Genomic DNA, 13,051 nt, shown 5'->3' on the forward strand with positions numbered 1-13,051 from the left:
ATGAAAAATTCAAATACACCAAAATTGACAATCGTAGGGGCAGGTCCCGGAGATGTAGAGTTAATCACTTTAAAAGCAATCAAAGCATTGGAAAGTGCTGATGTTGTTTTGTATGATGCGCTTGTAAATGAAGAGTTGTTGCAGTATGCGACCCATGCAGAAATCATTTTTGTTGGAAAGCGTTTTGGTTGTCACGCGTACAGTCAAGATCAAATTAATGAATTGATTGTTTCGATGGCAAAACGTTTTGGCCATGTCGTTCGATTGAAAGGCGGTGATCCATTTGTTTTTGGAAGAGGAAGCGAGGAAATAGAATATGCTCAAAAATTTGAATTAGAAACCGCTATTGTTCCTGGAATTTCATCTGCTTTAGGTGTGCCGGCGTCTAATGGAATAAGTTTAACACAAAGAAGAGTTGCCGAAAGTTTTTGGGTAATTACCGGAACTACTTCGGATCATAAATTATCTAAAGACGTATCTTTGGCTTCTCAATCATCAGCCACAGTGGTTATTTTGATGGGAATGAATAAATTGGACGAAATTATTTCGATTTATCAAAACAATAGAACCGATGATTTGCCTGTTGCTATCATTCAAAATGGAACAAAGGACACGGAGAAAAAAGTGGTGGGAACCATAAGTTCTATCACGAAATTAGTCGAAGAGCACCAACTTTCGTCTCCTGCAATTATTGTCATTGGTGAAGTGGTGCGAAACGCTTCAAAATTAACGGCTTATTTTCAAGAAGAATTTTCAGAAGATGAGTTCATTTTTCAAAACTTAAATTTAACGGCATGATTGCAGTGAAATATTTTGGCGCCATAGCCGAAAAAACTAAAAGTCAAGGAGAAGAAATTTCTTTTTCTGATTTACCTTTACATCAATTATTAGCATCATTAGAACAAAAGTACCAATTGAATCAACTTTCTTTTAGTGTAGCAATTAATCAAAAAATAGTACAAGATACAGCAAATTATATCCTGAAAAGCAATGATATTGTTGCTTTATTGCCACCATTTGCCGGAGGTTAAGATTTAAGATTTTTGATTAGCGATTTAAGATTTTTGATTTTAAAAAAGTGACGTTCAGAAATAACGTTTGTTTACAAAACCTAAATTTATGGAAACAGCACGATACAACCGACAAATTATACTTCCTGAAGTAGGTATTAATGGGCAACAAAAACTGCAACAAGCCAAAGTCTTGATTATTGGTGCCGGCGGTTTGGGTGCAGCTGTTTTACCGTATTTGGCTGCAGCCGGAATAGGGGAAATTGGGATTATTGACGATGACAGAATCGAAGTGAGCAATTTGCAGCGCCAAGTGATTTACAAAAGCAGTTCGGTGGGTAAAAGTAAAGTTCTTGAGGCGGCAGCAATGGCTTTGGAACTTAATCCTTCGATAAAAATAAATGCAATCACTGAAAAATTAGACTCGAAAAATGCAATTTCGTTATTTGAGCTGTATGATATTATGGTTGATGCCACGGATAATCTGAATACTAAATATTTGATTAATGATGCGTGTTGCGTAACCAACAAACCGTTTGTTTACGGTTCTATTTATAAATTTGAAGGGCAGGTTTCTATTTTTAATTATGAAAACGGACCTACATACCGTTGCTTGTTTCCAGAGGAAGCCAATGACGTTAGGAACTGTAATGATGCTGGGGTTATGGGAATATCGGTTGGAATCATCGGTATGTTTCAGGCGAATGAAGTATTGAAAATGGTTTTGGGAATAGGTGAGTTGTTGTCTGGAAAATTGCTAGTGTATAATATGTTGAATAACGAACAACAGAAGTATGATTTTTCAAAAACAGACACAAATACAATCGATACAGTAGCTTTCGAAAATAAATACACCTCAGTTGAAAGTGCAACAATTGAAATCAGTGCTACTCTTGCATTGGAGCAAATGCATCATCCGGAAGTCCTTTTTCTTGATGTTCGAAATTCAGAGGAGTATCCAAAAATTACAATCAAAAATGGGCTTCAAATTTCGTTAGACCGTTTAGAATCTGCATTGCATCAGTTGGATATCAATGCGGAATTATTTGTTTTTTGCCAATCCGGAATAAGAAGTAAAAAGGCAGTTGAAATTCTCGTAAAAAATAATTTTACGAATGCCAAAAGTATTGCCGGTGGCGCTAAAGCATTGAATGAAATACTGCATAAAGAAACTGTTTCTGTTTCCTAAAATATAAAAAAACTACCATGAGTAAGAAAACTGTTTTCATTCAGGGACCAATTTCTTCGGAATTTATAGGGCAGTCGATTGCGAAACACCAATCGAAAACCACTATTGGTGCGCACAATATTTTTTTGGGTCAGGTCAGAGCTGATGCAATTGATGGTCAAACCGTAGCTGCAATTGATTACACCGCTTACGAAGAAATGGCAGACGAAGCCCTGAACGTAATTAGAGAGAAAGCTTTCGCGCAATTCGATTTGATTTGCATGCACATTTATCACAGTTTGGGCGTGGTTAAAGCAGGAGAAATTTGTTTGTTTGTGTTTGTTTCGGCAACCAGAAGAAAGCAAGTGTATGAAGCCACGGAAGCGATCGTGAATTGGATCAAAACTGACGTGCCTATTTTTGGTAAAGAAATATTCGAAAACAGTACTTTTGCCTGGAAGAAAAACACGTTATAAATGGTTGATATTACACATAAAATAAGTACGCTCCGAACAGCAACCGCAAAGGCAACAGTGATTGTGAGTCTTCAAGCCACAATTGATGCCGTTGTAAATAATCTGGTTCCAAAAGGAAACGTACTGGAAATGGCCAAAACGGCAGGTCTATTTGCAGTGAAAAACACGCATTTATCTATTCCGGATTGCCATCCTATTCCAATTGAATTTACATCGGTGGAATACGAAATCAACGAATTAAGCATTGATATTATTTTCAACGTGAAAACGGTTTATAAAACTGGAGTTGAGGTTGAGGCGATGCACGGTGCTTCGATTGTGGCGCTTACAATGTATGATATGCTGAAACCAATTGACAAAAATATCGAGATTTCGACGATTAAATTAATCAGTAAAGAAGGCGGAAAATCGTCTTTCAAAAATAGATTTCCATCCGCCATTAAAGCGGCGGTTTTCGTTTGTTCCGATTCTATTTTTGCGGGAGATAAGCAAGACCGATCCGGTAAAATAATCGTTGAAAAACTGGAAATTAGTGGCGTTGAAACTACGCATTACGAAATCATACCGGATGAAATTGATGTGATTCAAGAGCGAACTAAAGCTTTCGCAAAAGAAAATCAATTGATCATTTTTACTGGTGGAACCGGGCTTTCGCCAAGAGATGTTACGCCGCAAGCACTGGAACCGTTATTAGAAACCAGAATTCCGGGAATTGAGGAAGCTATACGGAGTTATGGACAACAACGCATGCCGTATTCCATGCTTTCCAGAACAGTTGCAGGAACTTTAGGGAATACTTTGGTATTGGCTTTACCGGGTTCAACCAATGGCGCAAAGGAATCCATGGATGCCATATTTCCTCATGTGCTGCATGTTTTTCATATTTTAAAAGGCAAAAATCATGACACCAAATAATGCTGTTTTAACGGATGATTTTGGACGTAAACACAACTATTTGCGTATTTCCTTAATTGAGAAATGCAATTTGCGTTGTACCTATTGCATGCCAGCCGATGGAATTGTATTAAGTCCAAAGACGAGCTTGATGACGGCTGACGAAATTCACGCCATCGCCCAAACATTCGTCAATAATGGTGTTGACAAAATAAGATTGACCGGCGGAGAACCGTTGTTGCGAAAAGATTTTCCTGAAATAATAGCCAAACTGGCTTCGCTTCAAACCGAGATTTCCATTACTACAAACGGAATTCTGATTAACAAACATATTGACGTTTTAAAGCAATTTAACGTCAAGAAAATCAATTTGAGTTTAGATACTTTGGTGGCTTCAAAATTCCATTCGATTACGCTTAGAAACCAGTTTCAGAGTGTAATTGATAATTTACATTTATTGTTGAATAATGATTTCAAAATCAAAGTAAATGTAGTTTTAATCAAAGGATTCAATGACGATGAAATCATTGATTTTATCAAACTCACCCAGTTTTTACCCATTTCGATTCGGTTTATAGAATTCATGCCTTTTGCAGGGAATGAGTGGGACCGAAGCAAAATGGTTTCTCAGAATGAAATTCTGGATCAGGTGCAACATCATTTTCCGGAATCGGATTTAGAGAAATTAGAAGATGAAAAAAACTTCACTGCCAGAGAATTCAAAATAAAAAACTACTTGGGAAGCTTTGGAATTATCAGTTCGATAACCAATCCTTTTTGTGACGGTTGCAACAGAATTCGCCTTACGGCCAATGGCAAAATAAAAAACTGTCTGTTCTCCAACTCAGAAACAGATTTACTGACACCTTTCAGAAATGGTGAAGCGATAGAAGACTTGATTGCTTTTGCCATTAAAAACAAAAAGAAAGTACGAGCAGGAATGACTACTATCGAGGACGTCAACAATCCCGCTTTGAATCAAGACAACCGCAGCATGATTGCTATTGGCGGTTAATACCACGCTTTTTTTTTTAGGAGCTACTCCCGTTATTCGTTACAACCCATTTAGTCTCCAACCCTTTTTCTAGGCGCTGGCAGGAGCTTCCTGCGGTCGCTCTGCCACCACCAGAAAAAGTGGTTCTCGACCTGCATGGGGTTTTCACTGCTACCGGGGCTAGGGCTTTTGTGCAAAAAAGAATGTGAATAAGGTTTCCCGTAAAGTTTACAATTAATAAGGAATTATTTTTGAAAAGGCATAAAGCTTAATTAGTTTTTATCAGTGTTTTCAGTATTAAGTTCTATATTTGAAAATAAGTAAACACTGACTCTTGCCACACCTATATACTAGTTACTGGCAAGCGTGTGACCGCGAGTAATAAAGACCGCCAAATTTCTTAAAACAACCAATTAATTTGTTATCCATAAACAAAAAAGGCTTCTAAAAAGACCGTGAATGAATAATAAAGACTATATTTGCAGATAATATGCAATAAAAACATAAATTATGCTGATTCAATTTTCGGTGCGAAACTTTAGAACTTTTAAAGAAAAGGCTACATTAAACCTTTTAGCATCAAACTACGATAAAGATACTAGGAAGGAAGATAATATTACTGAAGACAATAAATTTAATTTAAACATTTTAAAAAGTGCTGTTGTTTATGGTGCTAATGCAAGTGGTAAAAGTAAGTTCATCGATGCTTTAATGTTTATGCAACAATTTGTAACTAAAAGTTCTAAAGATAGTCAAAAAGGAGAACCTATTTCAGTAGAACCGTATAGACTTAACAGCGAAACAGAAAATTCACCAACTGAATTTGAAGTTATTTTTACGTTTAGAAATATTATGTATCGTTATGGTTTTGAAGTAGACAAAAAACAAGTAGTTTCTGAATGGCTATTTCATAAAACTAAAGCAAAAGAAGTTGAACTTTTTTACAGAGATTTTCAAGATTTCGAGACACATCCTAGAAGTTTCACTAAAAGCAAAACCATTATTAAAGAAGGATTAGTTAGAAATAATGCACTTTTACTTTCAGTATCCTCACAATTTAACGAAGAAACCGCTACTTTAGTTTTAACTTGGTTTCAGGAACTAAATATAATTTCAGGCCTTCAAGAATCTGGATTTAAAAACAATACAATAGCAAAAATTAAAGATAAAAATGAAAAAGTTAAGGTTCTTAAACTATTAAAGGCCGCTGATTTTGGAATCCAAGATATAAACTATGAAGAATTTAATATTAACGGACTAAGTGAGGAAGTTAAAAAGAAATTTCAAGAATTAAAAGAATCAGTTAAGCATATTGATCCAGAGGCTTTTTCGGATGTTTCTACTCTTCACACCAAATTTGACTCTGATCAAAAGAAAATCGGAGAAGTGAAATTTTCGGTTCAAAGAGATGAATCGAACGGAACAATGAAATTTTTGTACTTAACAGGAACACTTATTGACGTACTAGAAACTGGTGGAATTCTATTTGCAGATGAGTTAGATTCAAAACTACACCCTAATTTGGTTTGTAAAATCGTTTCACTTTTCAACTCTAAAGAATTAAATCCTAAAAATGCACAAATTATATTTAATACACACGATACCAATTTGTTAAGTTCTGGTTTATTCAGAAGAGATCAAATTTGGCTTATTGAAAAAAATAAATTTGGAGAAGCTCAATTATACTCATTAGCTGATTTTAAATCTGATAAAGTAAGAAAAACAGAAGCTTTTGAAGAAAACTATATCAATGGAAAATATGGAGCCATTCCTTTTCTAGGATTTTTTGACAATTTAACATACTCAAATTCATTGCGAAAAGATGAAAATGAAAAATAAAAGGGAGGTTCAAATGGAATCGAGGAAGGCACTTAAAGAGTCATTAAAGGCAAAAAGAAGAGGAGAACCCGATTTATCAAGAATCGAAGCTACTAAAACTGTAAAACCAACTATACTTATCGTATGCGAAGGAGAAAACACAGAACCATCATATTTTAGACAATTTAAGTTAACATCCGCAACAATAAAACCTATAGGAGAAGGTTATAATACAATTTCATTAGTAAAAAGAGCTGTTAAGCTTTCTAAAGAAAAATCATATGACCAAGTTTGGTGCGTTTTTGATGCAGACCCAAAACCTGACAATCCTCAGCAGGCAAAAAATTTTATTGACGCAATCAATCTTGCCAAAAAGAAAAATTTTGGTATTGCCTATTCAAATCAAGCCTTTGAATACTGGCTAATTCTTCATCTCGACGATCATCAAGGTGGAGGGATGAATAGAACTGACTACAACGATAAAATCAATAAACTTTTAAAACCATTCGGTTTAAGCTATGATGGAGAGGGCAATAAAATAATAAACGAAGATTTTTTTGAGATACTTGATGGTTTTGACAAAAAAACAAGCAAAGAAAGAAAGCGATTAGCAATAGAAAGAGCTGAAAGGAATTACAATCGTTTTGACCATACCAATCCAGCAAATGAAGAATCATCAACTACAGTATTTCGACTTGTTGAAGAACTATTAAAATATATTTAATACCACTTGATAAGAATGCCAGCAGTAACCGCCGTTTGGCAATATAGAGGGTTTAGGCTTAATTTGAAGTTAGTTTTGTACTTGAAAAACACTGCTTAACCGAAAGTTTAGGCTACACTGGTGCTCGTTTGTCCACTATCTCTGGTGCTCATTTTCAACGAGTATCTACTTTAATTATATGTGCAAAACGAAGCGTTTGTAACGCGGTTCATGAAGCAATTATAAGCTTTTTTCATAAAAAGTATTTTGTAGTTAGTTCTTACTTTTGAGAGGCCTATTTAAGTGGGATTGCTTCGTTCCTCGCAATGACTAGATTGTGGAAACAGTATTATGAAAAAAGTTCGTGATATTTAGCCCTGATGGAAGCGGCATCCTCGTAGCGTAGCGAAGAGATACAGCGCACAGCAGGAGAATTTGTTCTTGAAAACGCCAATCATTCTGCTCCTAAAGATAACCGTCTAGTTTACAGTAGTTTTCTGTTTCTGCCTTGAAACTAAATTTTTAAAAAACTAGAATATCGAATTTGGTTTTAGATTTCTCCTTTGTCGGTAACGATACCATAAAAATGATAAGAAGAATACTGGTAGAGAGCGAATTTTATTATTTTGTGTAATACTAAAAAAGAAGCAAAATGGAATGTAGCTTAAAATGGAGAAAAGCAGGGCAAAAGGCAAATAAAAAAGGTGGTCCGTTACCAGACCACCTTTAGTACTATATTATAAGGCTGTAATTAAGCTAGATCGAAACGATCTAAATTCATCACCTTAGTCCAGACTGCAATAAAATCTTTTACGAATTTATCTTCAGATTCGGCACAACCATAGACTTCAGCGATAGCTCTAAGCTCAGAGTTCGAACCAAAAATAAGATCAACACGAGTTCCAATCCACTTCAATCCGCCTGTTTTACGATCAGTACCAACAAACAAATCATCAGCTTCTGAAGCAGCTTTCCAAGTTGTACCCAAATCAAGTAGGTTCACAAAGAAATCGTTGGTCAGCACTTCTGGACGTTTCGTGAAAACACCGTTTTGTGACTGGTCAAAGTTGGCATTTAGAACACGCATACCACCCACAAGAACGGCCATTTCTGGTGTTGTCAGGGTCAGCAGTTGCGCCTTATCCACAAGCATTTCCTCTGCTGATACCGTATATTTAGTCTTAGCGTAATTGCGGAAACCGTCGGCTTCAGGTTCTAGGACTGCGAAAGATTCCACGTCCGTTTGTTCTTGTGATGCATCAGCTCGTCCAGGAGTGAAAGGTACCGATACATAGTGACCTGCTTGCTGCGCTGCTTTCTCAATACCGGCACTACCACCTAAAACGATCAAGTCAGCAATTGAAACCAGTTTACCACCAGACTGAGTACTGTTGAATGCTGCTTGAATGTCTCCAAGCGTTTCCAGCACTTTTGCCAGTTGACCCGGATTGTTAACTTTCCAATCCTTTTGAGGTGCCAATCTAATACGAGCACCGTTTGCGCCACCACGTTTATCGGAACCGCGGAAAGTTGATGCTGAAGCCCAAGCAGTAGTTACCAGTTGGGAAACAGTTAGTCCTGTCTCCAATATTTTTGCCTTAAGTGTAGCGATGTCAGTATCATCAATTAGTTGATGCGTAACGGCAGGAACAGGGTCTTGCCAGATAAGTTCTTCCGTAGGCACTTCTGGACCAAGATAGCGTGCTATTGGACCCATATCGCGGTGTGTCAATTTGAACCAAGCCCGACCAAAGGCATCTGCAAACTTATCAGGATTATGATGGAAATATCTTGAAATGGGTTCGTAAATAGGATCCACTCTCAAAGCGAGGTCAGCGGTAAGCATGGTTGGCGCGTGACTCTTTGACGGATTATGTGCATCCGGAACGGTTCCGGCACCTGCACCAGCTTTCGGTTTCCATTGATGCGCACCAGCTGGACTCTTCGATAGCTCCCATTCGAAGCCGAACAGGTTTTCGAAGTAATTGTTACTCCACTTTGTAGGTGTAGTAGTCCAAGCACCTTCAAGTCCGCTGGTAATTGTGTCTTCTCCATTTCCGCTGCCAAATGTATTTTTCCAGCCGCAGCCTTGATCCTCAATACTCGCTCCTGCAGGTTCAGCACCTACATATTGGTTTGGGTCGGCAGCACCATGGGTTTTCCCGAACGTATGACCGCCGGCAATAAGCGCAACAGTTTCTTCGTCATTCATTGCCATGCGGGCAAAAGTTTCCCGAATGTCACGTGCAGACCCAAGTGGATCAGGGTTTCCGTTTGGTCCCTCAGGATTCACATAGATAAGCCCCATTTGAACGGCAGCGAGAGGATTTTCTAATTCGCGGTCACCGGTATAGCGCTTATCATCCAGCCACTTTCCTTCAGAACCCCAATAGATATCTTCCGCAGGCTCCCAAACATCGGCACGTCCACCGGCGAAACCGAAGGTTTTGAAGCCCATCGATTCCAGGGCACAGTTTCCGGTAAGAATCATCAGGTCAGCCCATGAAATTTTCTTACCATATTTCTGTTTGATTGGCCATAGCAGTAAACGAGCTTTATCGAGGTTTGCATTGTCAGGCCAACTGTTCAGTGGCGCAAATCGTTGTGTGCCGAAACCCGCACCGCCGCGGCCATCCGCGATGCGATACGTACCTGCGCTATGCCAAGCCATACGAATGAAGAACGGTCCGTAGTGACCGAAATCTGCTGGCCACCATTCTTGAGAAGTAGTCATTAAATCAAAGAGGTCTTTTTTTACCGCATCAAGATCCAGACTCTTGAACTCCTCCGCATAGTTGAACTCCTCGCCCATAGGATTGGACAGGAAAGAGTTTTGGCGTAGGACGCTTAATTTCAGCTGATTGGGCCACCAGTCATTGTTTCTCGTTCCAGAACCTGCGGTTTTTTTTGAAGTCCCTCCTGAAAATGGACACTTACTTTCTGAAGAGTTCCCATTATTGTCATTTTCCATAATATGATTGAATTTTTTGTTTTTATATAGGTTGAATGCTAATTTACCTATTTTTTAGTATACAAATTATTTTTTTAATAGATAAAAATTATAGTTGAAACTAAAATCCTTTATGCAGTCAACGAAATTCATTGCTAAAACCTTCGTCAATAAGAGTGTAGACAAAATAAGACTTATAGTTTGTGAAAATATTTTTCTGAAATAATAGCCAAATTGACTTTTCTTATAATTGTGAATTCCACTATGTGAATGATGGAATTTTTTGGGCTAATTATATAAGAGTTTCGCTTTTAAATAATAATACCTTTGTAAATGGGGTGGTTATGACAAATCAAAACAACCCATCAAATGATCATTATAAATTAACCAATAAAACAATTTAAAATGAAAAACACACTAATTGCCGAGACCTCCATAAGCGTTGATGGTACTCCTGCAGAAGTTTGGAAAGCAATAACAACACCGCAATTAATAAAAAAATATCTTATGGGAACAGATGTTTCCTCAGATTGGAAGGAAGGAAGCACAATTACTTACAATGGTGAATACGAAGGAAAAAAGTATCACGATAAAGGAATTATAAAAAAAATAGAACCTGAAAAAATATTCCAAAGTACCTATTTGAGTTCTATGTCAGGAAAAGAAGATAAACCGGAGAACTATAATCTTGTCACCTACAAAATAGAAAAAAAAGACAATGAAACAGTCATTACTCTTTCTCAGGATAATATTTCTAATGAAAAAGAAAAGAATCATTCAACAGAAAATTGGAAAATGGTATTAAAAAAATTGAAAGAAGTAATTGAAAGTGAAAAGAAATACTAGTACAAACTAGGCAAAAAAAATAAAAAGCTCCTCAAACGTAATCTATTTGAGGGGCTTTTTTACTTAGTGGAGCAGCAAAGAGTTGCTTTTTAATTTTAGATACTAATATTTACTGCAATTCCACACTAACATTATATTGATTTAAACTCAAAATACTTTCTATAGATCCAAAAGTTGCAATGCTCTTTTGATATTCTCTTTCTTTTTTTAAAGCGATTTGTTTTACACAATTTTGAAACCGACTCACTTCTTTTAGATTAGTAAGAAGTAATCCGGGAACGGCTGCTTTTTTTCCGTCTTTGTCTTTGGAAACCATTGTAAAATAGGACGAATTACAATGATTAACGGTTCCTGTCTGAATGTTTTCTGATTCCACACGAATACCCACAATCATAGAGCTGCTTCCTACGTAATTTACGCTGGCTTTCATGGTTACCAATTCACCCACTTCAATAGGTTTTAAGAAATTCACGGTATCTACAGAAGCAGTTACGCAATAATTTCCGGAAAATTTTGAAGCACAGGCAAAAGCAATTTGATCGAGTAATGATAATATATAACCTCCATGTATTTTGCCACTAAAATTAGTGTGTGAAGGCAGCATTAATTCGGAAATTGTAATGTAAGAAGAACTCACCGTTTTGAAACCAGTATTCATATGTTGATTTTTATTGTTTTTAAAAAAGAGTATTTTCTTTTACAGCTTAAGTTATATAGTATTCAGTTTTTCTCCTGTCAATACTATAAAATTACTTTTTGGAGATCCACATAAGGAACAGCAATAGTCTACAGGTAAGTCTTTAAATAAAGTCCCTTTTTCAATTCCTTGAGTAACATCGCCGTATTCTGAATTGTATAAAGTCAAACATTCCGGACATTGATGAATATCTTGTGCAGCTTTTTCTTTTTTGGTCGCTGTTTTATTTACTTCAACAACTAAATTTCCTAAATCTTCAAAATATTTTCTACTCAATTCAATCAAAATGGTTGGTAATTCTAGTTTGTCTACATCTTGTGCATGAACAATATATTCTTTGGTATTTGGATCAAAATTTTTGGCGTACAAAACATTATACGTATCTCTGATTTTGATGGATTCTAAGTCTTTTGGTAATTCATTTTTTTCGACTACAATCGAAGTGAAATAATGTCCTTCACGATTGTATTCTGATAAACCAAAGGTTAGGCCATAGGTACTGATGTCAAACTGATCCAGCGTTCGAACCAGAAAAGTTTTAAGATTTAAAGCCCATTCCATCGCAACCGGTAAATGCCAGTTCAGTTCCAATAAAGAGTGACGAACGTTAATTCCTTTTTTACCCAAGAATTTTTCCCAATCTAATTTTCTTTCCTTTGGAATCCCTTTTACGATAAAGGACTTCCATGGCGTAATACATATTTTACCAATTTTGCAATCAAAACACAAATCGCACATTTCTTTTAAAAAGTCTAAATCGTATAGATTATTTCTCCAATACAATCCCAACCAATATTGATCAATTCCCAATCGATTCATTCCTTCATAGTAAGGAAATGGATAGAAAGGAATGTTTAAAGGTTTGTCAATGGTTCTGTTATTGGTATCCAAAGCATCGCTGACCAATTGAAAAATCATGTCCACAGAATCTGGTTCTTCTTCGAGTATTTTTTCAATGGCATAATATATTTCGGCGATATTCCAACTGTAAATCAGTACGGGATACATTTCCATTTTATCCCATTTTGGCAAACGGATATATAAAAACCAATAATCTTCATGATCCGAAGCAATAAAGTTGATGTGCCCTGTAAATAAAGGAACTAACTGTTGTTTTGGATCGGTTATGTTTACTTTTAGCTTGGGTTGTTCTTTAAATTGCTCTAAAATATATAAAAATTTATTTCCCGTAAGCCAAGGGGTATTTCTAAAAATATCTGTGGATACGTAGGAAGAAACGATGTTGTTTCCACTTTTTTCATTGGGATAAACAAAATAGTTCTTACCTGTTTTTTCCTTTTCAATAGGAGTGAAGCCTTTAGGAAATATAATGTCTTGTCGAGAACCGAAGGAAATTGCATCCAGTCCTTGTTCTAAAGCCATATTTACAATTACTCGTAATTCACCTGGTGAAATCACGCCTCCTTTTACTATTAGTCTTGTCAATTCCATATTTTTTAGTTTTCAGTTTACAGTGTTTAGTTATCAGGTGTTA

Annotated in this window: 12 protein-coding genes; 9 read left to right on the top strand and 3 right to left on the bottom strand. The window is 36.4% G+C overall.

Annotation, left to right across the window (positions count from 1 at the left end):
- The 8 genes from cobA to ACM55K_RS12295 all read left to right on the top strand — a co-directional run bounded on the left by cobA (position 1) and on the right by ACM55K_RS12295 (position 7,084).
- Positions 1-798 (top strand): uroporphyrinogen-III C-methyltransferase, encoded by a 798-nt coding sequence (gene cobA, locus ACM55K_RS12260; RefSeq protein WP_416850538.1) that lies wholly within the window; start codon positions 1-3, stop codon positions 796-798.
- Positions 795-1,031, top strand: a complete 237-nt coding sequence (locus ACM55K_RS12265) for a MoaD/ThiS family protein (protein WP_416835611.1) — start codon at positions 795-797, stop codon at positions 1,029-1,031. The genes cobA and ACM55K_RS12265 overlap by 4 nt, the downstream gene beginning before the upstream one ends.
- An 88-nt stretch (positions 1,032-1,119) precedes the next feature.
- On the top strand, positions 1,120-2,199 hold the full coding sequence (gene moeB / locus ACM55K_RS12270) for a molybdopterin-synthase adenylyltransferase MoeB (RefSeq protein WP_416850540.1): 1,080 nt from the start codon (positions 1,120-1,122) through the stop codon (positions 2,197-2,199).
- A gap of 17 nt (positions 2,200-2,216) precedes the next feature.
- Positions 2,217-2,654 carry a molybdenum cofactor biosynthesis protein MoaE gene (locus tag ACM55K_RS12275; RefSeq protein WP_416850541.1) on the top strand — a complete coding sequence of 146 codons (438 nt, stop codon included), beginning with the start codon at positions 2,217-2,219 and terminating at the stop codon, positions 2,652-2,654.
- Positions 2,655-3,569: a bifunctional molybdenum cofactor biosynthesis protein MoaC/MoaB gene (moaCB, locus tag ACM55K_RS12280; RefSeq protein WP_416850542.1), complete on the top strand. Its 915-nt coding sequence runs from the start codon at positions 2,655-2,657 to the stop codon at positions 3,567-3,569. It abuts the gene before it with no gap.
- The gene (gene moaA / locus ACM55K_RS12285) at positions 3,556-4,563 is read left to right on the top strand and encodes a GTP 3',8-cyclase MoaA (protein WP_416850543.1); all 1,008 of its coding nucleotides are present in this window, start codon (positions 3,556-3,558) and stop codon (positions 4,561-4,563) included. The genes moaCB and moaA overlap by 14 nt, the downstream gene beginning before the upstream one ends.
- Before the next feature lie 489 nt (positions 4,564-5,052).
- Positions 5,053-6,381, top strand: coding sequence for an AAA family ATPase (locus ACM55K_RS12290; RefSeq protein WP_416850544.1), 1,329 nt, complete (start codon positions 5,053-5,055; stop codon positions 6,379-6,381).
- Positions 6,365-7,084 (top strand): RloB family protein, encoded by a 720-nt coding sequence (locus ACM55K_RS12295; protein WP_416850546.1) that lies wholly within the window; start codon positions 6,365-6,367, stop codon positions 7,082-7,084. Before ACM55K_RS12290 ends, ACM55K_RS12295 begins: the two co-directional genes overlap by 17 nt.
- A 730-nt stretch (positions 7,085-7,814) precedes the next feature.
- Here the strand turns inward: ACM55K_RS12295 and katG are convergent.
- Complete coding sequence (katG, locus tag ACM55K_RS12300) at positions 7,815-10,034, bottom strand: catalase/peroxidase HPI (RefSeq protein WP_416850547.1); 2,220 nt, start codon at positions 10,032-10,034, stop codon at positions 7,815-7,817.
- Between the two features lie 384 nt (positions 10,035-10,418).
- On the opposite strand from katG, the gene ACM55K_RS12305 reads away from it, so the two are divergent.
- The gene (locus tag ACM55K_RS12305) at positions 10,419-10,859 is read left to right on the top strand and encodes an SRPBCC family protein (RefSeq protein ID WP_416850548.1); all 441 of its coding nucleotides are present in this window, start codon (positions 10,419-10,421) and stop codon (positions 10,857-10,859) included.
- Positions 10,860-10,968: 109 nt separating this feature from the next.
- Here ACM55K_RS12305 and ACM55K_RS12310 read toward each other — a convergent pair whose 3' ends face one another.
- Together ACM55K_RS12310 and ACM55K_RS12315 are read right to left on the bottom strand one after the other, a co-directional pair.
- Positions 10,969-11,517 carry an acyl-CoA thioesterase gene (locus ACM55K_RS12310; RefSeq protein WP_416850549.1) on the bottom strand — a complete coding sequence of 183 codons (549 nt, stop codon included), beginning with the start codon at positions 11,515-11,517 and terminating at the stop codon, positions 10,969-10,971.
- Between the two features lie 51 nt (positions 11,518-11,568).
- Positions 11,569-13,008: a rubredoxin gene (locus ACM55K_RS12315; RefSeq protein WP_416850550.1), complete on the bottom strand. Its 1,440-nt coding sequence runs from the start codon at positions 13,006-13,008 to the stop codon at positions 11,569-11,571.
- Positions 13,009-13,051 lie beyond the last annotated feature (43 nt).

It is taken from the genome of Flavobacterium arabinosi (genome assembly GCF_048158725.1).
Lineage (GTDB): Bacteria > Bacteroidota > Bacteroidia > Flavobacteriales > Flavobacteriaceae > Flavobacterium > Flavobacterium arabinosi.

Excerpts from the sequence above, each read along its gene's own strand:
- ACM55K_RS12265 (WP_416835611.1), top strand. The coding sequence starts at position 795 with ATGATTGCAGTGAAATATTTTGGCGCCATAGCCGAAAAAACTAAAAGT.
- ACM55K_RS12295 (WP_416850546.1), top strand. The coding sequence starts at position 6,365 with ATGAAAATGAAAAATAAAAGGGAGGTTCAAATGGAATCGAGGAAGGCA.
- moaA (WP_416850543.1), top strand. The coding sequence starts at position 3,556 with ATGACACCAAATAATGCTGTTTTAACGGATGATTTTGGACGTAAACAC.
- ACM55K_RS12305 (WP_416850548.1), top strand. The coding sequence starts at position 10,419 with ATGAAAAACACACTAATTGCCGAGACCTCCATAAGCGTTGATGGTACT.
- katG (WP_416850547.1), bottom strand. The coding sequence starts at position 10,034 with ATGGAAAATGACAATAATGGGAACTCTTCAGAAAGTAAGTGTCCATTT.
- cobA (WP_416850538.1), top strand. The coding sequence starts at position 1 with ATGAAAAATTCAAATACACCAAAATTGACAATCGTAGGGGCAGGTCCC.
- ACM55K_RS12290 (WP_416850544.1), top strand. The coding sequence starts at position 5,053 with ATGCTGATTCAATTTTCGGTGCGAAACTTTAGAACTTTTAAAGAAAAG.
- moeB (WP_416850540.1), top strand. The coding sequence starts at position 1,120 with ATGGAAACAGCACGATACAACCGACAAATTATACTTCCTGAAGTAGGT.
- moaCB (WP_416850542.1), top strand. The coding sequence starts at position 2,655 with ATGGTTGATATTACACATAAAATAAGTACGCTCCGAACAGCAACCGCA.
- ACM55K_RS12315 (WP_416850550.1), bottom strand. The coding sequence starts at position 13,008 with ATGGAATTGACAAGACTAATAGTAAAAGGAGGCGTGATTTCACCAGGT.
- ACM55K_RS12310 (WP_416850549.1), bottom strand. The coding sequence starts at position 11,517 with ATGAATACTGGTTTCAAAACGGTGAGTTCTTCTTACATTACAATTTCC.
- ACM55K_RS12275 (WP_416850541.1), top strand. The coding sequence starts at position 2,217 with ATGAGTAAGAAAACTGTTTTCATTCAGGGACCAATTTCTTCGGAATTT.